Origin of the sequence: Patiriisocius sp. (genome assembly GCF_051252435.1) — a bacterium.
In the GTDB taxonomy this organism is placed as follows: Bacteria; Bacteroidota; Bacteroidia; order Flavobacteriales; family Flavobacteriaceae; genus Patiriisocius.
Window position 1 is genome coordinate 618334 of the sequence record NZ_JBPOFW010000001.1, and the last position, 25012, is coordinate 643345.

The 25012-nt window shown below is 36.6% G+C and carries 19 protein-coding genes and 1 tRNA gene; 13 read left to right on the plus strand and 7 right to left on the minus strand.

Annotated features, from left to right (window positions below; translation table 11 throughout):
* The first annotated feature begins 33 nt into the window (after positions 1-33).
* From kbl to ACSHW7_RS02790, 5 genes are all read left to right on the plus strand, one after another.
* Positions 34-1227, plus strand: coding sequence for a glycine C-acetyltransferase (gene kbl, locus ACSHW7_RS02770; RefSeq protein ID WP_435677788.1), 1194 nt, complete (start codon positions 34-36; stop codon positions 1225-1227).
* Positions 1228-1355: 128 nt separating this feature from the next.
* The gene (locus ACSHW7_RS02775; protein WP_435677789.1) at positions 1356-2759 is read left to right on the plus strand and encodes an OmpA family protein; all 1404 of its coding nucleotides are present in this window, start codon (positions 1356-1358) and stop codon (positions 2757-2759) included.
* Positions 2760-2825: 66 nt separating this feature from the next.
* Positions 2826-5543 carry a PD-(D/E)XK nuclease family protein gene (locus tag ACSHW7_RS02780; protein WP_435677790.1) on the plus strand — a complete coding sequence of 906 codons (2718 nt, stop codon included), beginning with the start codon at positions 2826-2828 and terminating at the stop codon, positions 5541-5543.
* Positions 5540-6376 carry an alpha/beta hydrolase family protein gene (locus ACSHW7_RS02785; RefSeq protein WP_435677791.1) on the plus strand — a complete coding sequence of 279 codons (837 nt, stop codon included), beginning with the start codon at positions 5540-5542 and terminating at the stop codon, positions 6374-6376. Before ACSHW7_RS02780 ends, ACSHW7_RS02785 begins: the two co-directional genes overlap by 4 nt.
* A gap of 21 nt (positions 6377-6397) precedes the next feature.
* Positions 6398-6471 (plus strand) — tRNA-Ala (locus ACSHW7_RS02790).
* Positions 6472-6530: 59 nt separating this feature from the next.
* Here ACSHW7_RS02790 and ACSHW7_RS02795 read toward each other — a convergent pair.
* On the minus strand, positions 6531-7286 hold the full coding sequence (locus ACSHW7_RS02795) for a universal stress protein (RefSeq protein ID WP_435677792.1): 756 nt from the start codon (positions 7284-7286) through the stop codon (positions 6531-6533).
* Positions 7287-7406: 120 nt separating this feature from the next.
* On the minus strand, positions 7407-8201 hold the full coding sequence (locus ACSHW7_RS02800) for a universal stress protein (protein WP_435677793.1): 795 nt from the start codon (positions 8199-8201) through the stop codon (positions 7407-7409).
* A 45-nt stretch (positions 8202-8246) separates the two neighbouring features.
* Between ACSHW7_RS02800 and ACSHW7_RS02805 the strand changes: the two genes are divergently transcribed.
* The 3 genes from ACSHW7_RS02805 to ACSHW7_RS02815 are packed head-to-tail and all read left to right on the plus strand — an operon-like array spanning position 8247 to position 10342.
* Entirely contained in the window at positions 8247-8750 is a 504-nt protein-coding gene (locus ACSHW7_RS02805; protein ID WP_435677794.1) for a GNAT family N-acetyltransferase, read from the plus strand.
* 53 nt (positions 8751-8803) lie between these two features.
* Complete coding sequence (locus ACSHW7_RS02810) at positions 8804-10168, plus strand: MATE family efflux transporter (protein ID WP_435677795.1); 1365 nt, start codon at positions 8804-8806, stop codon at positions 10166-10168.
* Between the two features lie 3 nt (positions 10169-10171).
* Positions 10172-10342, plus strand: coding sequence for a hypothetical protein (locus ACSHW7_RS02815; protein WP_435677796.1), 171 nt, complete (start codon positions 10172-10174; stop codon positions 10340-10342).
* A gap of 184 nt (positions 10343-10526) precedes the next feature.
* On the opposite strand, the gene ACSHW7_RS02820 is transcribed toward ACSHW7_RS02815, so the two are convergent.
* Positions 10527-13448 (minus strand): GEVED domain-containing protein, encoded by a 2922-nt coding sequence (locus ACSHW7_RS02820; RefSeq protein WP_435677797.1) that lies wholly within the window; start codon positions 13446-13448, stop codon positions 10527-10529.
* A gap of 178 nt (positions 13449-13626) precedes the next feature.
* Here ACSHW7_RS02820 and ACSHW7_RS02825 point away from each other — a divergent pair, with 178 nt between their 5' ends.
* The gene (locus ACSHW7_RS02825) at positions 13627-14079 is read left to right on the plus strand and encodes a 6-pyruvoyl trahydropterin synthase family protein (protein ID WP_435677798.1); all 453 of its coding nucleotides are present in this window, start codon (positions 13627-13629) and stop codon (positions 14077-14079) included.
* A 24-nt stretch (positions 14080-14103) separates the two neighbouring features.
* Positions 14104-14862, plus strand: coding sequence for a UDP-2,3-diacylglucosamine diphosphatase (locus tag ACSHW7_RS02830; protein WP_435677799.1), 759 nt, complete (start codon positions 14104-14106; stop codon positions 14860-14862).
* Between the two features lie 11 nt (positions 14863-14873).
* On the opposite strand, the gene ACSHW7_RS02835 is transcribed toward ACSHW7_RS02830, so the two are convergent.
* A complete protein-coding gene (locus ACSHW7_RS02835) occupies positions 14874-15473 on the minus strand; it encodes a peptidoglycan-binding domain-containing protein (RefSeq protein WP_435677800.1) in 600 nt (199 codons plus the stop codon).
* Between the two features lie 35 nt (positions 15474-15508).
* Complete coding sequence (recJ, locus tag ACSHW7_RS02840; RefSeq protein ID WP_435677801.1) at positions 15509-17200, minus strand: single-stranded-DNA-specific exonuclease RecJ; 1692 nt, start codon at positions 17198-17200, stop codon at positions 15509-15511.
* A 264-nt stretch (positions 17201-17464) separates the two neighbouring features.
* Between recJ and ACSHW7_RS02845 the strand changes: the two genes are divergently transcribed.
* The 3 genes from ACSHW7_RS02845 (at position 17465) to ACSHW7_RS02855 (ending at position 20513) form a co-directional block, all read left to right on the plus strand.
* The gene (locus tag ACSHW7_RS02845; protein WP_435677802.1) at positions 17465-18055 is read left to right on the plus strand and encodes a carboxymuconolactone decarboxylase family protein; all 591 of its coding nucleotides are present in this window, start codon (positions 17465-17467) and stop codon (positions 18053-18055) included.
* 245 nt (positions 18056-18300) lie between these two features.
* Positions 18301-20238, plus strand: coding sequence for a cation:proton antiporter (locus ACSHW7_RS02850; protein ID WP_435677803.1), 1938 nt, complete (start codon positions 18301-18303; stop codon positions 20236-20238).
* 44 nt (positions 20239-20282) lie between these two features.
* Complete coding sequence (locus ACSHW7_RS02855) at positions 20283-20513, plus strand: hypothetical protein (RefSeq protein ID WP_435677804.1); 231 nt, start codon at positions 20283-20285, stop codon at positions 20511-20513.
* Positions 20514-20595: 82 nt separating this feature from the next.
* Here ACSHW7_RS02855 and ACSHW7_RS02860 read toward each other — a convergent pair whose 3' ends face one another.
* Both ACSHW7_RS02860 and glgB read right to left on the minus strand, forming a co-directional pair.
* Positions 20596-22995 (minus strand): glycoside hydrolase family 31 protein, encoded by a 2400-nt coding sequence (locus ACSHW7_RS02860; RefSeq protein ID WP_435677805.1) that lies wholly within the window; start codon positions 22993-22995, stop codon positions 20596-20598.
* Between the two features lie 106 nt (positions 22996-23101).
* The gene (glgB, locus tag ACSHW7_RS02865; protein WP_435677806.1) at positions 23102-25009 is read right to left on the minus strand and encodes a 1,4-alpha-glucan branching protein GlgB; all 1908 of its coding nucleotides are present in this window, start codon (positions 25007-25009) and stop codon (positions 23102-23104) included.
* Between the last annotated feature and the right edge of the window lie 3 nt (positions 25010-25012).

Genomic DNA, 25012 nt, shown 5'->3' on the forward strand with positions numbered 1-25012 from the left:
TTAAAATACAAAACGACTCAAAAAATTTAGATTATGTACGGAAAGATTAAAGAGCATTTACAAAAAGAAATTCAAGATATTAAAGACAATGGTCTTTTTAAAAAAGAACGAATAATTACTTCTCCGCAAGGTGCAGAAATTACAATTAGTACAGGAGAAACCGTAATCAATTTTTGTGCAAACAATTACCTAGGGCTTTCCTCTCACGCTGATGTAATTCAAGCGGCAAAAGATGCAATGGACACGCATGGTTTTGGGATGTCTTCTGTACGGTTTATTTGTGGGACTCAGGATATTCACAAGGAGCTCGAGGCGAAGATTGCTTCTTATTATAAAACGGAAGATACCATTTTATACGCTGCAGCATTTGATGCGAATGGTGGTGTATTTGAGCCTCTTTTGGGAAAAGAAGACGCTATTATTAGTGATTCATTGAACCACGCTTCTATTATTGATGGTGTTCGTTTATGCAAAGCAGCTCGTTATCGTTATGAGAACAATAATATGGAAGAGCTCGAGGAGCAACTCATTGCTGCTAATGAAAATGGCGCACGTTTTAAGATCATCGTTACAGACGGTGTTTTTTCTATGGATGGTATTGTGGCTTCTCTTGATAAAATTTGCGATTTAGCTGACAAATATGATGCATTAGTAATGATTGACGAATGCCATGCCACTGGATTTATAGGTGAAACGGGAAGAGGAACATTGGAAGAAAAAGGTGTAATGGGACGCATAGATATTATTACCGGAACACTTGGAAAAGCTATGGGTGGTGCTATGGGCGGTTACACCACTGGCAAAAAAGAAATTATTGAATTACTTAGACAGCGATCGAGGCCTTATTTGTTTTCAAATTCTTTAGCACCTGCTATTGTTGGAGCATCAATAAAAGTCTTTGATATGCTTGCAACAGACACTACTTTGAGGGACAAACTTGAAGAGAACACTAAGTACTTTAAAAAAGGAATGATTGAAGCTGGGTTTGATATTGTTGAAGGCGATTCTGCAATAGTTCCTGTCATGCTTTATGATGCCAAACTTTCTCAGAATATGGCAAATATGTTACTCGAAGAAGGTATTTATGTTATTGGTTTCTTTTACCCTGTTGTCCCTAAAGAAAAAGCTAGAATACGTGTTCAGTTATCTGCAGCTCATACAACAGAACATCTAGACAAGGCTATCGCTGCGTTTAAAAAGGTAGGCAAAAAATTAGAAGTAATATAATTTCAGTAACGAACAATAATGTGCGAAAGACTTTGTATTTATGAAAAATTTAATAGATTTGCTTTTGTTAATAAACTTTAACAACTTACTTTTGCTTCAATTAACACTTAAAAATTAAACAATCGAATATGAAACATCTTAACAGTATTTTAGTTGCTGCCCTAGTTTTACTAGTAGTTGGCGTAGCAAATGCTCAAGACGAGAACAATCCTTGGGCTATCGAGGTAGGTACTAACGCGGTAGATTTATTTCCTGTTGGTCTAGCTGACGGACAAAACGCAAGCAATGACCGACAAGGCGACCTTTTTGAAGAATTTTTCAATGCAAATGATCACTGGAACATCCTTCCTGCTGTGTCAAAATTAGCTGTTGGTAGATACATCGGTAGTGGTTTCTCATTTACAGCTGTTGGTACAATTAATAGATTAGACAAGGCTGGTGATTTGCCATTAGATGATTTGACATATTATGGTTTAGATGGTGAAATTAAATATAGCCTTAGAGATTTAATCAATGGCCCTGGTGGATGGTTTGATCCTTCTATAGGTGTTGGTGGTGGTTACACTTGGGTTGATGATATAGGATTTGGAACTGCAAATGGTATCGCAGGTGTTAAGCTTTGGGTTGGTGAAAATCTTGCCCTGAACTTTCAAACAGCTTACAAGCATGCTTTTGAAGATGATTATGGTATAAAACATTTCCAACATTCAATTGGAGTATTGTTTAAATTTGGTGGTAAAGATACTGACGGTGATGGAATATATGATGTTGATGATGAATGTCCAGAAACTCCAGGTTTAGCTGAGTTTAATGGCTGTCCTGATACTGACGGTGATGGAATTGAAGATAGACAGGATGCTTGTCCTAATACTCCAGGTTTAGCTGAATACAATGGTTGTCCTGACACTGACGGTGATGGAATCGCAGATCCACAAGATGCTTGTCCAACTGTTGCAGGTCTTGCTTCAATGAACGGTTGTCCTGATGCTGACGGTGATGGAATAACTGATGCTGATGACGCTTGTCCTAACGAAGCTGGTCCAAGAGCTAATAAAGGTTGTCCATGGCCTGATACTGACGGTGACGGTGTTCTTGATAAAGATGATGATTGTCCTACTGTAGTTGGTACTGTTGCTAACAAAGGATGTCCTGAAGTTATTGAGCCAGAAGTTACTGTTGAGATTATCAAGCAATTGAATGACTATTCTAAAACTATTCTTTTTGATTTGAACAAAGCTACTATTCGTCAAGAATCTTATGCTGTACTTCAAAACATTAAAGATATTATGGAAGAATATCCAAGCGCTAACTTTGAAATTGAAGGTCATACTGATAGTCAAGGTAGTGATGCTTATAATATGACTCTTTCTAATGAAAGAGCTGCATCTGTAAGAACCTACTTGACTACACTAGGAATGAGTGGAGACAGATTGACTTCTGTAGGTTACGGTGAAACAAGACCAATTGCAACTAATAAAACTGCAGCTGGTAGACAACAAAACAGACGTGTAAACATTTCTTTAAAGAAATAACAAACACCTCTTAATGTTTTTTAGAAACGCCTCCTTTTTTTAGGGGGCGTTTCTTATTTTTAGGGTATGCAAAGCTTTCTCGAAGAGTCCTTAAAATATTTAGAATCAAAACATGGTTCGCTCGAAAATCTAACCATCATTATGCCTAGTAAAAGGGCTGGTGGTTTTCTTATGAATTATATCAAAGAGTTTTCTCAATCAACGAGTTTCGCCCCGAGAGTAATAAGTATCGAGATTTTTATTGAACAATTGTCGGGTGTTACAATTATTGATACTACTACCCTTCTATTTAAAAGTTATGAGGTATATCTAACATTAGAAAGCATTCCAGAAAAAGAATCTTTCGATGTATATAGCGCTTGGGCATCAACGCTGTTAGGTGATTTCAACGAGATAGATAGATATTTGATTGATCAAGCTCCTTTTTTCAATTACTTGAGCGACATACAAGATATCAATCACTGGTACTTAAAAGAACAAAAGACTCCACTTATTCAAAAATATCTTGCCTTTTGGTCTAGCCTAAATGAATTTTACACCAAATTAAACATTCAACTCATAAAAGAAAGCACAGGCTATCAAGGACTCGTCTATCGAAAAGCAGCTGAAAACTGCCAGAAATACTTAATTGAAAATCCTCAGAAAAAACATGTTTTTTTGGGTTTTAATGCCCTAAACGTAGCTGAGCAACAGATTATTCAAACCCTAATTACCAACAGTAACAATGAAATCATTTGGGACACCGACGCTCACTTTTTCAATGACTACGGACACAGTGCCTCTTTATTTTTAAGAAACTATAAAAAGAATTGGGCCTACTATAAGGACAAATCATTTTCTATCATTAGTGATTACTATTCACAAAACAAGAACATTGACATAGTTTCAGTTCAAAAAAATATTGGTCAAGCAAAATATGTGGGAAATCTAATCTCAACTTTTTCTTCTGAAAGGCTACAAAAAACCGCCATCATATTAGCTGATGAGCAATTATTGATTCCACTTTTACATTCACTCCCGCCCAACATTCAAGAAGTAAATATTACAATGGGAGTTCCAGTAAAAAACTTACCCTTTGCTGTCTTTTTCGAATTGTTGCTTCAGATTAAAACAAACCAAACTTCGGTGTACTACTTTAAAGATGTCGTATCCCTTTTAAGTCACCCCTTTTTAAATAAAATAATTCCCGGTTCAACAAAGTTCATTTCCGAAATTAAAAAATCAAACGCCACGCACATTTCCGTAGACAACATTTTAAAGGGTATTCCCTCGGAATCGCATACAATTATTGGATACATTTTCAAACCTTGGGAATCCACGCAACAGGCTATTAAAAATTGTTTAGCATTGATTGAAATTACTAAGGACTTTAGTCATTCAAAATTAGACTCCTTGGCACTGTTTGAGCTTTATACCATTTTTAGTAAAATTGAAACGCTAAATAACGAATACCCCTATTTAAAAACCGTCAAAACCATTCAACATTTTTATAATGAACTAATTACCACAACCACGCTAGATTATCAAGGCGATGCCTATAACGGTCTCCAAATTATGGGTGTGCTAGAAAGTCGGGTGCTTGATTTTGAGAATGTAATAGTAACTTCGGTTAACGAAGGTATTTTACCTTCTGGCAAATCCAACGCCTCTTTTATAACTTATGACTTAAAATCGCATTATGGCTTACCAAAATATACCGAGAAGGATGCCATTTATACCTATCATTTTACACACCTGTTGCACAGAGCAAAGAACGTAACGCTGCTCTACAATACCCAGAGCGAAGGAATGAACGCTGGGGAAAAAAGCAGATTTATAACCCAGTTGGAAATCGATAACCTTCCCAATCACAACATACGTCATTTTAGCGTTGCGCCAAAATTAAACATTGGAAAAACAGCCTTAAAGAAAATCAAAAAAACTCCTGATATTATCAATAGACTAAAGGAAATTGCGGCTAAAGGGTTTTCTCCATCGGCGCTTACAAACTATATTAGAAACCCAATCGATTTTTATTTTCAGAGTATTCTTAAAATTAGAGAGGTTGACGAAGTTGAAGAAACAGTTGCTGCAAATACGCTAGGCACTATTGTTCACGACACATTAGAAACCCTCTACAAACCGTTAATAGGAAAAATATTAACTTCGGAAATAATAAAATCATTAAAAAAAGAGATACAAGCTGAAGTTACAAAACAGTTTGAAAAAACCTTTGAAGGTGGAGATTTTACGAAAGGGAAAAATCTACTCATTTTTGAAGTTGCAAAGAAATATGTCTCAAATTTTATAGATTTCGAAATAAGAGATATTGATGCAGGAAACGAAATAAAAATCATCCAGCTCGAACAAAAAATGTATGCTCAGTTAGCAATTCCAACTTTGGATTTTCCGGTAAATATTGGAGGAAAAGTAGACCGTGTGGACAGCTACAACGGAGTACTCAGAATCATCGATTACAAAACTGGAAAAGTAAACCAGGGAGATATTGAAATCATGGATTGGGCCGATTTAACAAATGATTATAGCTACAGCAAAGCCTTCCAAGTGTTAGCGTATGCTTATATGTTTAACAATAAAGAAAAAATTACAAAGGCAGAGGGCGGGATTATTTCTTTTAAAAACTTAGGCGCAGGATTTTTAAAATTTGCAACAAAGGAAAAAGCTAGAGGTCCTAAAGACCAGATAATCACCCAAGAAACTTTGGTTCAATTTAAAGAGCAATTGGTCGCACTAATTTCTGAAATATGTGATTTACAAATCCCATTTACCGAAAAAGAAGTATGATAGTCCATCAAAATCTCATCCTAGAAAACAAAGGGAAAAAGCCCATTTTGTATGACATTTATAAACCATCCAAAAAAGGTTTAAAACCCATAATTATTTTCTGTCACGGATACAAAGGTTTCAAAGATTGGGGTGCGTGGCACTTGGTCGCAGAAAGTTTTGCAAATGCGGGATTCTTATTTGTAAAGTTCAATTTCTCAAAAAATGGAGGTACGATGGAGCAGCCCATAGACTTCCCAGACCTGGAAGCCTTTGCTCAAAATAATTATACAACAGAATTAGATGATTTAGAACGCATAATTACACATATTTCTAGCACTTACGAAACAGAAGTGGAACTAAACGTTAACCTCATTGGTCATAGTAGAGGCGGCGGTATCGTCTTGATTAAAGCTGAAGAAGACAATCGCGTTAATAAGGCAATCACTTGGGCTGGGGTTAGTGATTATAAAAGCCGATTTAAAATAGGCACACCAAAATTTGAAAAATGGAAAAAAGACGGTCGCATGTTTGTAGAAAACGGGCGAACGAAACAACAAATGCCACACGACTGGCAATTTTTTGAAGATTTTAAAAACAATGAGGAAAGACTAAACATTGAACGTGCTATCAAAAATCTCAACAAGCCATTATTAATAATCCACGGAGATAACGATACTTCGGTGCATATTGAGGAAGGAATGGCCTTAAAAAAATGGCAGCCCAAAGCAAAATTTGAAACTGTAAAAAACGCCGATCATGTTTTCAATACCAAACACCCTTGGGCAGAAAAAAGGCTTTCTCCACAACTTGAAATTGTTGTAAATAAAACGATAGATTTTATAAATAATTAAGTGTAAATTCGTCTTACGATAGGGGGATTAGCTCAGTTGGCTAGAGCGCTACGCTGGCAGTGTAGAGGCCATCGGTTCGAATCCGATATTCTCCACAAAAAATGGCAACATATTCAATGTGTTGCCATTTTTTATTTTTATAAATTCTACAAGCTTATTCCTGCTCCTTTAAAACAAGCAACGGTTTAGTAGTGTAAAATTGTTTCTTGAAAATAACTTCGCCTTGACGTAATAACTTTCTGAAAAATCCATTGTGCTGTTTTCTTCTTAATACACAAAGCAACTCTGGATTGATGTCATTAAAATGTTCTACAATTCCTTGAAAAACAGTTGCGTTTTCTGAAAATCTATAACTATTTGCTAATGCTTTAAGGTCTGGCTGTAATGAACGGTCGTTTTCAGCAGTATCAGGTGTGATTACTTGCAGTAAATGCAATGTTGCATGAAACATATCAATAAATCCTTTAAGTGTATCAGAAGCGTGCTTTGTTTCGATAGTTGCGTTTTTAAAAGCAAACAAAATAGAATCAAATTTTCTGAAAAGATAATCCTTTGGTACTACTAAAAGAGGTATGGTTGTCTCTCTAATTATTTTTGTTGTTACATTTCCGAGGTAAATTTCATCCTTAATTTCAATACTTTGTGGAGAAAGTATAATCAAATCAATCTTCAAAGTATCTGAAAGTTGCGTAATCCCTTCAAAAATATCTCCTGAAATTGGCTTTGAAACAACTTGTACATCTTGGGTATTAACATTTTCAAGCACCTCTTTCAAAATAAGCTCGGTAGCCATAGTTTTTATACAAGTAACATAAATCCTAGCATTTGTAAGAGCTGCAAGACTTGTAGCGTAACGTAAATTGTTGATTCCAGTTTCAATGGAACCTACGGGAACTAAAATATTTTTCATTTTCTTAGTGTAATTTTCTTTCTATAATTTGCTTTTTCTTTGAGCCCGCGAAATTACTTCATTTTTAGACAACTACATAATTAAACGCATTGCATTTTGGAAAACAGAAATAAGTATTTTTTAATCTTGTACACTCAAAATCAATAATGGCTTGGAAGTATGAAATTCTTTTTTCAGGACCACATTTTTCTCCCATAATTTCGTAAAGAAACCACGCTTACGGCGCACTACGCAAAGCATGTCTGGATTGTTGCTTTGAAAATGTTCAAGCACCGCTTGAAATGTTGTTGCATTTTCTGAGGTTTTATAAGTGCTCTGTAATATTTTGAGTTTACCAGAAACATGCTTCATCTCCTCGGTAGTTTCTGGAGTAGAAACGTGAAGCACATTGATTTCAGTACTAAAATTCTTTTTAAACTTCTTTAAAGGTTCTAAAACACTTTTCTTTTTAAACGTTCCGTTTTTAAATGCAAGTAAGATGCGTTTTGGTTGCTGAAAAGTAGCACCTTCGGGAACTATTAATGCAGGAATATTTGTATTCTTAATCAACTTTCCAGAAGTTTTTCCCAAGAAAACCTCCTCACGAATACTATTACTTCTAGGCGACAACACCATCAAATCCACAGGAATATGCTTGTTAAATCTATTTACTCCGTCTAGAATATCACCCTTTATAGAATGAGGAATAATCGTTACCCCTTTAGAATCAACTTGCGACAAAACACATTCCAACCTGTTTTCGTTATCTTCTTTGATAATGGTATTAACCTTTGTCAACCCGCCAACTCTCGAAACTTCTTTGAATACCGAAATCACATAAACAAATGCATCAACCTCTTTCGCCAAGTCAATCGCATATTGCAAATTACCCACCGCACTGCTCGTTGAACCAACCGGAACTAAAATATTTTTCATAGAATGTCTATCTTTAAAACCAGCTGCAAAATTAACCGTTAAATAATGATTAGGAAAGCGAAACTATCAGAAATTGCACAAGTTATAGCATTTACAAAAGCGTGTGGCATAAAAATGAATGCCGATAAAATATATCAATGGGATGACGAATATCCCAACACAAAGGCGTTTGAAAAAGACGTTTCTCGTGGCGAACTTTATGTGCTTCTTTCTTCCGAAATAATAATTGGATGTATTACCATTTCCGAAGAAAAAGATGTTGAATACAATCAAATAGCTTGGAACACCCAAGATTCTAAACACTATTATATTCATAGATTGGCGATTCACCCAGATTATCAGCACCAAGGAAATGCAAAAAAATTAATGGATTATGCTGAAATGTTAGCCAAACAAAACAACGTTGTTTCAGTGAGACTGGACACGTTTAGTCAAAACCAGCGAAATCAAAAATTTTATCTCGCTCGCGGATATCAAAAAATGGGCGAAGTTTTCTTTCCGCGACAAAGCGAACATTCATTCTATTGTTACGAATTAGTTATTGCATAAAAGTTAAAATCTCTTAGAAGCTGCAACCCAAAAGTGTAATTTTGCACTTCTTGATGGGAGCAACAAATATTTCATTTAAACGCATACAGCAACTTGCCATTCCTGCAATCATTGCAGGGATTGCAGAGCCCGTGCTGTCAAGCACAGATGCTGCCGTCGTTGGAAATATGGAGGTTTTTGGTACCGAATCGCTTGCAGCCGTAGGTATTGTGGGCGTTTTTCTTTCTGCTCTTATTTGGATTTTAGGACAAACCCGAAGTGCTATTTCGGCAATCATCTCGCAAAATCTAGGTGCCGCAGGCAATATTGACGAGTTGAAAGATTTTCCAGCGCAAGCCATCTATTTCAACATAGGGCTCAGCATTATCGTCCTAGCGTCTACGTATTTTTTTGTGGATGAAATATTCCAACTTTTAAATGCTGAAGGATTAATCTTAGACCTCAGCATTGATTATTACAACATAAGGGTTTGGGGATTTCCTTTAACGCTTTTCACGTTTGCAGTTTTCGGTATTTTTCGGGGACTTCAAAATACCTTTTGGCCCATGATTGTTGCGGCAATTGGAGCTGGGGTAAATATTGGTTTAGACTTTCTTTTGGTGTACGGTCTTGATGGTTATATAAATGCTATGGGCGTTGAAGGTGCCGCATGGGCGAGTTTGATTTCTCAATTTTTAATGGCAGTGATTTCGTTGGCTTTATTGATAAACAAAACAACCGTTTCTCTGCGATTAAAATTTCCGCTCCATCCAGAAATAAACCGGTTGATTTCAATGAGTCTCAATTTGTTTTTGCGCTCGGTGGCTTTAAATATTGCGCTCGTATTATCTACGCGAGAGGCGACAGCTTTAGGAAAAGAATATATAGCCGCACACACAATTGCTTTTAATGTTTGGATTTTTACAGCATTTTTTCTTGACGGTTATGGCGCTGCCGGAAATATTTTAGGCGGAAAATTGCTGGGCGAAAAGGATTATAGTAGGCTTTGGAAATTGACTAAAAAAGTAACTGTCTATAATATTATTATTGCCGGTATATTAATTTTACTAGGGTTGGCGTTGTATTATCCCATAGGGAGCATTTATAACAAAGACCCCGAAGTACTTTCAATATTTTACGGAATGTTCTTTTTAGTATTGATCAGTCTCCCATTCAATGCAATGGCGTTTACATTAGATTCAATATTTAAAGGGCTTGGTGAAATGGGCTATTTACGCAATGTACTTTTATCTGCAACCTTTTTAGGGTTTGTCCCGGTGCTTTATTTACTGAAATATATGGGCTGGGGATTACAGGGAGTTTGGATTGCCATAATTTTTTGGGTCGCTTGGCGTGCCGTTGCATTAATCATTAAATACCGAAAAAAATATTATCCTCTTGCGTTAATCGAGTTGTTAAAAGAGCAAAAAAATATATAAAAAATGAAAGAACTATTTAATTACCTCAACGGAACGGGTGGTCTATTGATTTTAGGCTTTGTTGTCCTCATTGTTTTCCTTATAAAAAAAGTAAGAAACGAACGTTATTACAGACAGATGGAAAAAAAGCGTAAAGAGAAAGACGCAAAGCGAAATGAGCAATTCTCAAAATAAATGTACTTTTAAAAGAAAAATTTAATAATGGAAATATTACAGTTTTTAGGCGGCCAAGGGTTGTTTTTAATTTTGGCTTTATTGATAGTCGGCGTTGTAGTTTACAACAAAATTAAAAACCGCAAATAAATTTAAAAAAAATGAGCGGGCTATGCCCGCTCATTTCTCATTAAAGATATGTATTTTATTTAACAATAATTCTAGCTGTTCTATAGCTGGTTGTTGTTTGTCCACCTATTTTTAGTATATAAACACCACTAGAAACTTTAGACATATCTAGCGTCATTTTATACGTTCCGTTCTCGTTAGGTATTCTCTTGTTGAATGCCATTTCTTGACCCAACATACTGTAAACGCCTAAATAAACGCTACCATCAAACGTTGAGTTTAGTGACACTTCAAATTGTTTGTTAGGTAATGTAACAACAATCAAATCAGCATCTGAAATTGCAAAGTCCTCTGTACCAAGGATACCTATATTTACAGTATAATCCTCAGTCTCTCCATATTCAGATTCATCACAAGGGTCATTAGAAACTTCAGCTTGCCAATTACTTTTTACTCTCATTCTATGTTCTCCTAAAGGTGCTCCTCCTGGAACTGTGAGTGTTGCTGTTTCAGTATATGTTCCATCTGCTTGTCCTGGTGCGATAACAAAGTTAGGAACTACAATTTCATTAGCTGTAAAATTAAAATCGTCATTAAAATCAATCCACACTTTTACATTTTGATCACCATATTCAGTAGTGAAATTGATTGCATTACTTGTTCCTTGAGATAAATTTGCAATTTGATTCGTAAAATCTCCATAACCCTCACATTCTGAAGCATTATTTATTTCAGCAATTTGAACAAGTCTAAATCCATCACCCAAAGAACAATCCATTGAAGGCATACATAATATACTTTCGATAGTCAAAGTCACTTCATTATTTGTAGTATCTGAGTCACCTGCAAGTAATGTAGAAACAACAATAGTATATGTATCTAGTGCAGAAAAATCATATTGTGTGGCAAAATCAAAAATTGTCTCTTCTTCTGAGTCAAGTGTTCCAGAAAAAGTTTCAACAACTGGTGTTGCACCATTCACGCTATACTGAAGGTCAAAACCTGTTTGAGCAGAAGCTCCAAAGTTTCTCAAATTCACAGAAATTGTTTCAACACCCAAACCAGAACCTTCTTCTGGAGATGTGATTTCAATAGCACCTATATCATTAAGAAATAAGTTTGTTACCTCTTTTGTCAATACATCATTTTGAGTGAATTCATCTCCTGTAAGTCCCGTAGTAACTTCAATAGAATACGTTTGACCAGGAGTTGAAAAGTCTGCTGTTTGTGTAAAAGTGTAGGTTGCGGTTCCATTTGCATCAATATTTCCGATAAAAATTTCTGAAGCAATTAATGTTCCATCTACTCTCAATTCTAAAGGAACAGTTGTTTGAGCAGTAGTTCCATAGTTTCTTATTACTATCGATACAGTTTCAGCAGCCGTAAGAACTCCATTTTCTGGTTGTGTGATTTGGCTCGGCCCTACATCTAAAGCAAACCCTTGAGATAATGCGAACGATGCTATTTGAGTTCTCCATTGGTTTGTACTTGAAAAATAATCTGACGTAAACCAAAAAGTAAAATTATCCGGATCCATCGTCATATGTGAATAATCTCCATATCTATTTGAGTTATTTCGAATACCCGGACCATCAATTATTATTTGCTCAGCAACCGTCATTTGACCTAGTGGATCATCATTAAATCTACCTGTGTACCTTAATGAAACAGGTAACGTTTCACTTGCTGTAGTATAAGCCATCCCTATGTTCCCAGCTGCATCCATTGCTGCACTACTCATCAATCTATCATGACCATCAGCTATAGAGAATGTTCCCTCTTGATAAATACTCCAATCGTTTACATCATCATTGCGTAGTTCAATCCAACGAATTCCTCCAGTTTCATCGTTATCAATAAATGTGTTAAAAGTGATTAACCAAGAGTTATGGTCTGCAAATTGCCTAAAGTTTGAAGCATAACTAATAATTCCTCCATGACCAGCAAGTCTTTGACTTGTTCCCGGTTGTCTAATTGCTCCGTTTCCATCTCCAAAAAGTTCCCCAGCATCAAAATCATCTGTAATAATCTCCAGCGGAGTAGATATTGTAGAGTTATTCAAATTATCCCAATCCACATCAATTTCCCATATTTTTAAGTGATCATCATTAATACCGCCCCAGGCATCATCTTGTAAATATGTGATATAGCCAGGAAGGGAAGTATCAATCGAAGTTCCTAACAAATTGACAGCTCCTGGACTTTTAACTTGATTAGGGTTTACAACAATGTCTGGCAAATTAAAGACAAGAATTTGCGGATCAGCACCACCAGCTAACATAACATCACGTTCCATAACTGTACCTATTGTAGTAAATCCACCAAGATTTATCGTTCCATAATACCCATCGTGCCATACTCCATAATGAGGATAATCTGGTAGAGCAGAAAATGTATAAGAATATACATTATAGGCTCCTGCTGGATCGCTTGTTTCTGAAACACCAAATAGTAAATCATTACTCACATTTAAATTTCCAAAACCACTCACAACCCATCTATCTGCTAGTTGATCGTATAGTACAATAGGATCTCCGAAACTTGTACTACCCAAAAAGGCTCCTAAGTTTACCGGACCAACCTCTAAATTACCTTGTTTATCAAAAATTTTAACCAAAGTGTTCACAGAGTGTACATAATGATTTGGCCCAACTGCACCTGTAGGATCTGGAGGAAATGAACCAGATTCTGATGAGGAAGCACCAACAAAATTTTGTATTGGTGGCATTGTAGCTATTCTACCCATCTCAGTCTGCACATTATCGATATTCGTGTTTGTAGCATTAATTTCAAAAGGGGTCACCGAAATGTTCGGTATCATTGTATGTGTTCTCGGGTCATTAAATTCATATGGCTGCATCGTTGCAAAATCTCTCAACGGTATTGTCTTGCCTAAAAATGTTCCGGTAATTACTTCTGTTGGGGAAAAGGTTTCTTGAGCAAACAAGCTAGTACTGATAAGTACTATAGCAAGTAGTGTGATTTTTCTAAAATTCATATTTTCTATTTTTTATATAGGAATTGGCAAGATACTACCTACTTATCATCTATACAATATCAAAATCACCTATTAAACTCACAAAAACCCCATTTTAATGAAAAATCTTTAATCAATATAACATTTCTTCCTATCAAAGAGATAAGTAACTATCTTTGCCTTAATTACCCTAAACACGATGAGCAACATACGTATCACAAAACAATTCTCTTTCGAAACTGGTCACGCCCTTTATGGCTATGACGGGAAATGCCGAAACGTGCACGGCCACAGTTATAAATTATCTGTTACCGTTATAGGAACTCCCATTTCTGAAACGAGCCATGTTAAATTCGGGATGGTCATCGACTTTAGCGACCTAAAGAAAATTGTAAAGACCGAAATCGTTGATGTATTTGACCACGCAACTGTCTTTAACAAGAACACTCCACATGTTGAATTGGCAAAGGAACTAAGCGACCGCGGGCACAACGTTTTATTGGTGGATTATCAACCAACGAGCGAAATGATGGTTATAGATTTTGCTGATAAAATAAAAAGACACCTACCTCAAAATATCACTCTACATTCATTAAAACTACAAGAAACCGATAGTAGTTTTGCTGAATGGTATGCTTCAGATAATAAATAGCTACATTCATAGTATCTTTGAACAATGCAAATCCCCCTCGGAAAAAACATATACTTCTCTAGCGATAACCATTTAGGCGCGCCCACAGCAGCTGAAAGCCTTCCTCGTGAAAAGAAGTTTGTGCGTTGGCTCGACGAGATAAAAGAAGATGCTGCAGCCATTTTTTTACTAGGCGATTTATTTGATTTTTGGTTTGAATACAAAACCGTCGTGCCCAGAGGTTTTGTACGCGTACTAGGAAAGTTAGCCGAAATTAGCGACAGCGGAATACCAATCTACTTCTTCGTGGGCAACCATGACTTATGGATGAAGGATTATTTTGAAAAAGAATTAAATATTTCCACATACCGGGATGTTAAAGAGTTTACATTTAATAACAAGGTATTTCTTATAGGTCACGGGGACGGAAAAGGACCCGGCGACAAGGGCTATAAACGAATGAAAAAGGTATTTACGAATCCTATATTTAATTGGCTTTTTAGATGGTTTCACCCAGAACTCGGCATGCGATTGGCACAATATCTTTCGGTGAAAAATAAATTGATTTCTGGTGAGGATGATAAACATTTCCTTGGTGAAGAAAATGAATGGCTAGCATTGTACGCAAAGCGGAAATTAGAAACAAAACACTACGACTTTTTCATTTTTGGACATCGCCACTTATCCATGGAGATTCAAGTGGGAGAAAATTCCACTTATTACAATTTAGGTGATTGGATTGGTCAATATACCTACGGTGTCTTCGATGGAAAAAATTTCGAAATGAAAACGTTTGAAGGATAGCTTTTTAAAGTTTACTGAAGCAAGTAATCAAGCGTCATTGCGTCTAATTTTCCGTCAACATAGAGTCCGTTTTTTTCTTCAAATGATTTAAGGGCAGTAAAAGTTTCAGTATTAAAAACACCATCAATCTTTATACTTTCGCCTTTATTATTTAATAAACGCTGTAATTCAAAAACTAGCGCTCCCTTATTTCCAATGCTTAATGTTTGTGGGTTTGCATCATACATATTCTTTACTATTTCATCTCTTAATTGCTCCTTTGTTTTTTGTGTCTTTTCTTGGATAGGCGCAATAAGTTGTGATTCAAAATAGTTCACAATTCCTTTTTTCTTAGTGTATATTGCGACTGCTGCGAGCGTTTGAGCATTATCATCTTCTGGGTTTCTAACGTTAATATCATTCGCACTCCATTGTGTAATCACATAGCCATTAAGGTCGGCAATTGCTTCATGATAGTCTAAAAGCATTGATTTATTGGGATGGTTTGGATCAATGGTTTCCAATGGCTTATATTCATAATTGTCTGGATGAAATCGCTGATAATTGTCATAAAAATTATAGCCTAAAATGGCCAAAATAATGAACAGAAGTAAAAAAATTAAGATTTTCATGCTTGAGTTGTTTAATGGCTAAAAATAAACATTTTTTATTCTTGAATGTCTTTTAAGCGCAATTGCAAATTTACAACTCCTTGCCACTCGTTCTCATCAATCACATAAGCCGCCTTGAATGGTTTATTCGTGCAAGCAATATCCTTTTTCTCACCAAGCCCAAAACCTATTGCAACAAATTGATTGGAATTTCCTTGTTTTATAGTGACCCTCAAATGTTTTTTGTCTGCTCCCACACATTTACCATAACCAGTATCTTTTAAATTTTTAGTCATAAAAACAGGTTGGCGGTTACCTGGCCCAAAGGGTGCAAACTGTTTGAGAATTCGATAAAATTTAGGAGTTATATCGGCTAAATCAATTTCTAGAGCAATGGGTAATTCAGGTTTAAGGAGTTTGGGATCAATGGTTTTTGCAACGACTTCTTCAAATTTTGCTTTAAAATTTTCATAGTCCTTTTCAAAAAGTGTGAGTCCAGCCGCGTACATGTGACCGCCAAATTGCTCAATATACTCACTACATTCCTGCAATGCATTATATACATCAAAACCCTTCACAGATCTCGCAGATGCGGCCAATCGTTCACCACTTTTAGTAAAGACCAAGGTAGGACGGTAGTAGGTTTCAGTAAGTCTCGAGGCTACGATGCCTATGACGCCTTTGTGCCAATCTTCATCATAGACAACGGTTGTCATTCGTTTTTCTTCACCAGTTTCGGTGATTTGTGTGAGTGCTTCTTCGGTAATTCGTTTGTCTGCTTCGCGACGGTCTTGATTAAACTGTTCTATTTCCGCAGCCCAAATAGCCGCTTTATTAATGTCCGTTTCCACAAGTAAGGTGACGGCGTGATTTCCATGTTTCATTCTTCCCGCCGCGTTAATGCGCGGGCCAATGATAAAAACGACATCGGTAATTGTGAGATTGGTCTTTTTAACCTGTTTTAAAATAGCCTTGTAACCCGTTCGAGGATTACTATTGATTACTTTTAATCCGAAATGAGCCAAAACCCTATTTTCACCAGTGATAGGAACAATATCTGCGCCGATTGCCGTGGCAACCAAATCTAGGTACAGCAATAAATCTTCAATAGTTTGTCCTCTGCGAGATGCCAATGCTTGAATGAGTTTAAAGCCCACGCCACAACCACACAACTCTTTGTACGGATAGTTACAATCCTCCCTTTTTGGGTCTAGCACAGCAATCGCTTTTGGGATTTCATCCCCTGGTCTATGATGATCACAGATGATAAAATCGATTTTTTTATCGGTCGCATACGCAACTTTTTCTATGGCTTTTACACCACAATCGAGTGCGATTATAAGACTAAAATCATTGTCGGATGCAAAATCAATTCCTTGGTACGAAATACCATAACCCTCATCATATCTATCGGGAATATAGGTTGCAATATTGGGATAATATGTTTTTAAATATGATGACATCAAGGCAACACTAGTTGTACCATCGACATCATAATCTCCATAGATTAAAATATTTTCTTGATTTTCTATCGCTTTTTCAATACGTACTACGGCAGCCTGCATATCCTGCATTAGGAAAGGATCGTGTAACTCATCTAAGCTTGGTCTAAAAAATCGCTTGGCATCTTCAAATGTTTCAATTCCTCGTTGACCAAGTAATATTGCAATATTTCTATCAACTCCTAATTCTTTTGATAGTATAGCTATTTTTTCTTCGGAAATTTTAGGTAAAATATTCCAGCGCATAGAACAGAAAATTACAAAAAACAAAACCCAAATTCCAAGAATTAGAAAAACTATTTTGGGAATCTAAATAGTTATCTTTCTGAGGAGTTGGGTTTATACTTTTTATTGTGAATGCAAAATACAAATTATTGTTTCATATCAAAAACGAGGGGTCTTCATTTCGGATAAACGATTTGCAATTGTTTCTTTTCTTTAATAAATATTATTTTTAGAAAAAGTAATTAGTAATTTCGAGAGCAAGATTCAAAACAAAAAAATCAAACCATGCCATTAGTACCTCCGCTTGACCCAGACCACGATAAAAACACTAAAGAACTCGCCGAATTTTTTAATGAAACACTTGGTTTTTGCCCAAACAGTGTGTTGACAATGCAAAGAAGACCAACCATTAGCCGGGCTTTTATAAACCTCAACAAAGCCGTAATGGCAAACGAGGGTCGAGTAACGAGCGCATTAAAAAGAATGATTGCTTGGGTAAGTAGTAACGCGACAGGTTGCCGCTATTGTCAAGCACACGCGATAAGGGCTGCTGAACGCTATGGAGCAGAACAGGAACAGTTAGATAATATTTGGGAGTATCGCACGCATCCTTCTTTTAGTGAGGCTGAACGGGCTGCATTAGACTTTTCTTTACAAGCCTCTCAAGTACCCAACGGCGTTGATGAAGAAATAAAAAAGAGATTGTACGAGCATTGGGATGAAGGCGAAATTGTTGAGATGCTAGGAGTTATTTCATTATTTGGTTACTTAAATCGCTGGAACGACTCGATGGGCACCTCAATTGAAAACGGTGCTGTTGAAAGTGGAGAGCAGTATTTAGGAAAACATGGTTGGAAAAAAGGGAAGCACCACTAGAAAATTGAAGTTTTAATAAAAAAACTCCATTAATACTTACTCTTATTCTAAAAATAATTTAAACCTAAAGGGTTCATAGTTTTAATATTTCCGCGAAAGCGTGAAAAACCTTTTTAACCTTCAAGGACAGGTTAATTAATTGCTAATTGTTTCTTACAGATACGTTATATTTATATTTTCGTCAAATATGAAATTAATAGACTTTTCTTGGAAAAAAGGTCTAAAAATTTAACACAAAACCAAGTATGCTAGAGCTCGCAGGAATTATCATTTTAGGAATATTTGCACAATGGATTGCATGGAAATTTAAAATTCCAGCAATTTTACCGCTCATTTTAATTGGGCTTGCAGTTGGTCCCTTGTCAACGTTCTATTCTGAAGATGGCAACCAATGGATACAGCCCATTTGGAATACAGAAAAAGGTTTTTTTCCAGGCGAAAGCTTGTTTTATTTTGTTTCGCTCGCCATTGGGATTATCCTCTTTGAAGGTGGTTTGACGCTCAAGATGGGGGAAATAAAAAAGGTAGGTGGTGTGATTGGGAAATTGATAAGTCTTGGTTCCATTGTTACTTTTTTTGGAGCTGGAGTTGCGGCTCATTACTTTTTTGGGCTGGATTGGCAAATATCTTTTCTGTTTTCTGGGTTGATAATTGTAACCGGACCTACCGTTATTACGCCTATTTTGAGGAATATCCCGTTGCGTAAGGACATATCGGCAGTACTTAAGTGGGAAGGAATTTTAATTGACCCCATTGGGGCTTTAGTGGCTGTACTTGTTTTTGGATTCATTAGTGTAAATATCCCTGTTGAGCTTGTAGAAACTGGAGCAGGGGCAATTGACGCAGCAGGGGCAGTGGACCATGAAGGTGGCTTGGGAGGAAGTTATACAAAGCATGCCTTACTTGAATTCGGAAAAATTATTGTCATTGGTTTTGCTTTTGGACTGGCGGGAGGATTTGCTATGTATCATGCCGTAAAACGCAAGGTTATTCCGCATTACTTATTAAATGTAGCATCTTTATCACTTGTGCTTTTAATTTTTGTTTTGAGCGATTTATTTGCGCACGAATCTGGTTTACTTGCCGTAGTTGTTATGGGAATGTATTTAGGAAACAGCGATTTACCCAACTTAAAAGAGCTCCTTTACTTTAAAGAGTCGCTTAGTGTTTTATTGATTTCTATCTTATTTATTTTGCTTTCGGCGAACATTAGTGTAGAGGATTTAATGCTCATTTATAATTGGAAAACTGCCATCCTATTTGCGGTAGTTATTTTTGTAATAAGACCCATTGGTGTCTTTTTGAGCACAACCAATTCTGGCTTATCTGTAAATGAAAAATTATTTATTAGTTGGGTAGGACCTCGCGGTATCGTAGCAGCAGGTATCGCATCACTTTTTGGAACAAAGCTTGTAGAATTAGGTGTTCCTGGAGCAGAGTACATTACCCCACTGGTTTTTGGACTTGTTTTGATAACCGTTTTATTGAATGCAACTACCGCAAGATTAGTTGCCTCATTGCTGGGTGTTTTCTTAAAAAAATCTGAAGGGATTATGATTGTTGGAGGTTCAAGAGTTTCTAGGCTTATCGCCGTGTATCTTCAAAAAAACAACCGGCATGTGGTCTTAGTAGACAGTAACCGAAGCAATATTGAAAAAGCAAAAGAACTGGGAATTGATGCCATAAACGCGAATATTTATAATGACGATTTGAGCGATAATATTGAACTGAGTGATGTGGGATATTTATTGGCAATGACGGGAAGTGATGAAATTAATAGACAGGCAATCAATAGATTTGGTAATCGATTTGGCGAAAACGGAACTTTTAGATTGATTACTTCGGTTGAATTAAAAGAGAAGGCAAAAGTTGATAAAGGTGAAGTGTTTTGCAAAACTCATGATTACATAAGGTTTGTTGAAGTGGCACAAGAGTTTCCTTCCATTCAAGAAATCGAGGTTCACAATCCCGAAATGTTCGATAAAATACTAGGTATAATTAATGAAAATAAAGATGCAATACCTTTATTTTTCAAAAATCCAAATGGAGAAGTACACCTTATCGACGATTTAAAGGACACGATTGTAGAAAACGATTCTATGATTGCTTATCTAGGCAAGCCGTTGGATTTTGAAGACGTCGTTATTGCTAAAATGGATGAAGTTCCGGCAATTGAAAGTTAAAATAAATCTACTATTCTTTCGTTTTACTACGGAAATATAACATAATGAAACACTTAGTCTTAATCACACTTTTTTGTGTATCCCTACTAATTTGTTCTTGCGGAAGTGACGACTCAAAAACATGTACCACTTGCAATTCTGAACAAACCATCGAATTTCTAATTTGCGAAGAGAGCAATGGAAATGCTTCAGTCAATGGAGAAGATACCGGTACTCAATACTCAGTCTATCTTGAAGGCCTTATTGCAGCTGGGGCAGATTGTGGTGGGGAATAAATAATCATATATTTATAAAATAAAACCGCGTACATCAAATTAAAGATGAAGGCGGTTTTAAATTTTTGGTTTAAATATAATTTTACATAATATGTAACTCATTAAAGTTTTTGTCAATAATAAGTTCATCGCCAGTTGAACCTTTTATATCTTCAAAAGAAATTTCTTCATTATCAATTTCTATTTTAGTGATGTTAAAAGGCAGCCCTAAAAGATTCAGTTTAAACTTTGAATACGTTGCATCAAATTTACCCGATTTATGTTGCTGAATAATTAACTCATTACTCCTCCCGGTAAGTTTAAATGTCCGCAAACTAAAACGGCCTTTTGTATAATCATACCCGTCGTGGGCATCATCATAGAACGTAGAAATTTCTTTTCCATGTTTGTAATAAACATCTAACGTCACCTCATCAAAATTTTTCTCGCCAACATATTGTTGAATTGGAAATTTGGGAATTATAGCTCCTTCTTTCATAAAGATAGGCATGGTGTCAAGTGTTGCATCCACATACATTTCCTTTCCTCCTTCAGTAAATTCGTTTGTCCAGTAGTTGTACCAATTCCCTTTGGGTAAGTAAAGTCTGCGCCCTTTTGAATTAGGTTCCAAAATAGGACAAACAAAAATTTGATTTCCGAAGATAAACTCATCTGTGCGGTAATGTGTTTGAATGTCTTCTTGGTCATATAGCACTAATGATTTCAACATAGGGATTCCCTCTGTGTGGTAAAACCAAAATGTGGTGTACAAATAAGGAAGTAATTGATATCGAAGCTCAATAAACTTCTTGACAATCCCAGTAATTTCGTCTCCAAACATCCACGGTTCTTGCTCGCCATGATCTCCAGAAGAATGTGTTCTACAAAATGCATGAAACACACCTAATTGAATCCATCTCGCAAACAACTCGCCATTAGGTTGTTCTGCAAATCCTCCAATATCACTTCCCGCAAATGAAAATCCAGACATCGCCATACGTTGTGCCTGTACATTTGCAATCCATAAATGCTCCCAAGTAGCCACATTATCTCCCGTCCATGTAGATGTGTAACGCTGCGTCCCAGAATATGCCGAACGTGTAATTACAAAAGGACGTTTTGGGAATGCAAACTTTTTTAATCCTTGGTAGGTTGCACGTGCCATTTGCATTCCGTACACATTATGTGCTTTACGGTGGCTACAAAAATTACCGTCATAATTGTGACGCACATCGTTAGGGAATGTTTTATTTGGTACTTCCATAACAGCAGGTTCATTCATATCATTCCAAACACCGCGTACTCCTATATCTTCAATGAGTTCTTGGTATAGATTTGCCCACCATTCTCTCACTTCTGGTTTCGTGAAGTCTGGGAAATAACATTCGCCCGGCCAGACTTTTCCTTTCATGTAAGGACCATCTGCTCGTTTACAAAAATAATCTTTTTCTAACGCCTCTTTAAAAACATCATTGTTTTGATCAATTTTGATACCTGGATCAATGATAACTACAGTTTGAAATCCGTCATCGCTGAGTTCCTTCACCATACGCTTGGGGTCTGGAAAATATTCCTTATTCCAAGTAAAACATCTAAACCCGTCCATATAATCAATATCGAGATAAATAGCATCGCAGGGTATTTGAAGTTCTCTAAATTTATTGGTGACTTCTTTAACTTTTGACTCTGGATAATAGCTCCATTTACATTGATGATAGCCCAACGCCCATAAGGGCGGCAATTGATGCGGTCTTCCTGTAAGGTCTGTATAATTTGCAACAACGTCGGACATTTCTGGACCGTAAATAAAGTAGTAATTCATTTCCCCGCCCTGCGCCCAAAAACTTGTAGCGTTTCTTCTTTCGGAAGCGAAATCGAAGAATGAACGAAAACTGTTGTCAAAAAAGATTCCGTAGGATTTATTATTATGCAATCCTGTGTAAAATGGTATTGCCTTATAGATGGGATCTGTTCCTTTTCCGAAGGCATACGAATCTGTTACCCAGTTTTCAAAACGTTTCCCTTTTAAATTTAAATGGTCTGGCTTATCACCCAACCCGTAATAGCTTTCTCCATTGAGCGTGGTTTTGCTCATCTTTACGATATTCCCACCATATTCGTAGCTTTCTTCCCAATGAAAACCAAGTTCGTCTTGATTGATTAAAACATTGTCTATCGCGTCATAAATGGATACTTTTAAGTTCTTTTTTGAAATGTGACAAATCAATTTACTGGTGGTAATAATATATTCACTCTTTCTTTCTTCTATTTCTAATTTATTGTAGCCCGTACTCGCGTATTTTGTAATGGCGTACGAAAAATCATTTTCAAAATTTGTATTGGTCGCGTATCTAAATCGTAACACACTATCGCGTAACACCGTGAGCAGGAGCACCACACCATTCTCAGATGTGAATTCAATGGTGTCAAGTTCTTTTTTAAATGAAATTACTGTTTTTGGAAATTGATTTCCTTTGTTTTCCAATTCGGTATTGGTAATCATAGCGTAGGTTTTTTTGAGTGCGGAAAAGTAACTATTTATGAGGTTTTTCTAGGGTTTTATTCTGTAAAAATAAGCGCCATTTATTATGGATTTCGGAATAAAAGCACTACTTAATTTGCAGAATGGTAATGCCCAGCGGCGGTAGTTTAATACTCACATGATAGGGCTGATTATCCCAATTCCCTTTTTTGATTTTTATAGCTTTTTTGTTTGTAAAACCACTTCCTCCATATTTTTTATCATCGCTGTTTAAAAGCTCCTTTAAACTTCCTGACCTAGGGAGCCCAATGGTATATTGAGGGTGCACCTTGGCAACAAAATTACAGACCACGACGAGGTCGTTTTCTTTGTCGTGCCCTTTTCTCATAAAGGTAATGATGGAGTTGCCGGCATCGCTGTAATTGATCCATTCAAATCCTTCGGGGCTAAAGGCTTTTTCATACAATGCTGGATTACTGGTATAAAATGTATTTAAATCTTTTACAAATTGTTGGATGGTTTTGTGGTTGTCGTTTTCTAACAGATGCCAATCCAAGCTGTTTTCAAAATTCCATTCTTGTTGTTGGCCAAATTCGGATCCCATAAACATGAGCTTTGTCCCGGGATGCGTAAACATAAAACCGAACAAAAGCCTAAGATTTGCAAACCGCTGCCAGTCGTCTCCCGGCATTCTTCCAAGTAAGGATTGTTTACCGTACACAACCTCATCATGTGAGTATGGAAGCATAAAATTTTCAGTAAATGCATAGGCCAGACTGAAGGTAATATCGTTTTGATGGTGGCTTCGGTAAATGGTGTCTTTTTTAAAATATTCTAATGTGTCGTGCATCCAGCCCATCATCCATTTCATACCAAACCCAAGTCCTCCCTCGGCAACAGGTTTTGTTACTCCCGAAAATGCGGTGGATTCTTCGGCAATGGTTTGAATACCTTCAAAGTTTGAATAAAGTGTGCTATTAAATTCTTTCAAAAAAGAAATTGCTGCCAGATTCTCATTTCCGCCGAACTCATTAGATTCCCATTCTCCTTCTTCTCTCGAATAGTCAAGATATAACATGGAGGCAACGGCATCTACCCGAAGGCAATCCGTGTGATAACGTTCCATCCAGAACATCGCATTACTAATTAAGAACGAACGTACCTCATTGCGCTCGTAGTTAAAAATTAAACTTTTCCAGTCTGGATGATATCCTTTTTTAGTGTCCGGGTGCTCGTATAAATGAGAGCCATCAAAATTACCAAGGCCGTGCGAATCTGACGGAAAATGGGAAGGCACCCAATCGAGAATGACCCCAATATCGTTTTGATGCAGCGTGTCTATCAAAAACATAAGGTCTTGTGGGGCGCCAAATCTGGAAGACGCGGCAAAATATCCCGTTAATTGATATCCCCACGAAGGCGAATACGGGTATTCCATAATGGGCATGAACTCTACGTGGGTAAAATTCATTTCGTTCAAATAATTTACTAAATCTACCGCTAATTCTCGATAGGAAAGGGGTTTGTTTTTTTCAACATTTGTTTTCCAAGATTCGAGATGCATTTCATATACTGAGAAGGGTTTATCGAGACTGTTTTTGTCTTTTCGGTAAGACATCCAATTACTGTCGTTCCATTTATAATCTGAAATATCCCAAATAATAGAAGCCGTTTTTGGTGGTACTTCACAAAACAAACCGTACGGGTCTGTTTTCTCTGTTGTGACATTGTTGCTTGATACAATTTTATATTTATAGCGCATGCCTTTTTCGGCAACTGTAATAAATCCTTCCCAAATTCCAGATGAATCCCAACGCACTTTTAGAGGATGTAAATTTCCGTCCCAATGATTAAAATCTCCAATCACCGAAACGCTAGAAGCAGATGGCGCCCAAACGGAAAAATACACGCCAGAGACACCGTCAATGACTAAAGGATGCGCACCAAATTTTTCATATAATTTGAAATGTTTTCCAGCCTTAAAAAGCTCAATGTCAAAATCTGTAAATAGGCTGTATGTTTTTACGTTGTCCATAGA

Excerpts from the sequence above, each read along its gene's own strand:
- ACSHW7_RS02850 (WP_435677803.1), top strand. The coding sequence starts at position 18,301 with ATGCTAGAGCTCGCAGGAATTATCATTTTAGGAATATTTGCACAATGG.
- ACSHW7_RS02810 (WP_435677795.1), top strand. The coding sequence starts at position 8,804 with ATGGGAGCAACAAATATTTCATTTAAACGCATACAGCAACTTGCCATT.
- ACSHW7_RS02815 (WP_435677796.1), top strand. The coding sequence starts at position 10,172 with ATGAAAGAACTATTTAATTACCTCAACGGAACGGGTGGTCTATTGATT.
- glgB (WP_435677806.1), bottom strand. The coding sequence starts at position 25,009 with ATGGACAACGTAAAAACATACAGCCTATTTACAGATTTTGACATTGAG.
- ACSHW7_RS02780 (WP_435677790.1), top strand. The coding sequence starts at position 2,826 with ATGCAAAGCTTTCTCGAAGAGTCCTTAAAATATTTAGAATCAAAACAT.
- ACSHW7_RS02800 (WP_435677793.1), bottom strand. The coding sequence starts at position 8,201 with ATGAAAAATATTTTAGTTCCGGTTGGTTCAACGAGCAGTGCGGTGGGT.
- ACSHW7_RS02785 (WP_435677791.1), top strand. The coding sequence starts at position 5,540 with ATGATAGTCCATCAAAATCTCATCCTAGAAAACAAAGGGAAAAAGCCC.
- ACSHW7_RS02825 (WP_435677798.1), top strand. The coding sequence starts at position 13,627 with ATGAGCAACATACGTATCACAAAACAATTCTCTTTCGAAACTGGTCAC.
- ACSHW7_RS02775 (WP_435677789.1), top strand. The coding sequence starts at position 1,356 with ATGAAACATCTTAACAGTATTTTAGTTGCTGCCCTAGTTTTACTAGTA.
- ACSHW7_RS02820 (WP_435677797.1), bottom strand. The coding sequence starts at position 13,448 with ATGAATTTTAGAAAAATCACACTACTTGCTATAGTACTTATCAGTACT.
- ACSHW7_RS02795 (WP_435677792.1), bottom strand. The coding sequence starts at position 7,286 with ATGAAAAATATTTTAGTTCCCGTAGGTTCCATTGAAACTGGAATCAAC.
- ACSHW7_RS02860 (WP_435677805.1), bottom strand. The coding sequence starts at position 22,995 with ATGATTACCAATACCGAATTGGAAAACAAAGGAAATCAATTTCCAAAA.
- ACSHW7_RS02830 (WP_435677799.1), top strand. The coding sequence starts at position 14,104 with ATGCAAATCCCCCTCGGAAAAAACATATACTTCTCTAGCGATAACCAT.
- ACSHW7_RS02855 (WP_435677804.1), top strand. The coding sequence starts at position 20,283 with ATGAAACACTTAGTCTTAATCACACTTTTTTGTGTATCCCTACTAATT.
- ACSHW7_RS02845 (WP_435677802.1), top strand. The coding sequence starts at position 17,465 with ATGCCATTAGTACCTCCGCTTGACCCAGACCACGATAAAAACACTAAA.
- kbl (WP_435677788.1), top strand. The coding sequence starts at position 34 with ATGTACGGAAAGATTAAAGAGCATTTACAAAAAGAAATTCAAGATATT.
- ACSHW7_RS02805 (WP_435677794.1), top strand. The coding sequence starts at position 8,247 with ATGATTAGGAAAGCGAAACTATCAGAAATTGCACAAGTTATAGCATTT.
- ACSHW7_RS02835 (WP_435677800.1), bottom strand. The coding sequence starts at position 15,473 with ATGAAAATCTTAATTTTTTTACTTCTGTTCATTATTTTGGCCATTTTA.
- recJ (WP_435677801.1), bottom strand. The coding sequence starts at position 17,200 with ATGCGCTGGAATATTTTACCTAAAATTTCCGAAGAAAAAATAGCTATA.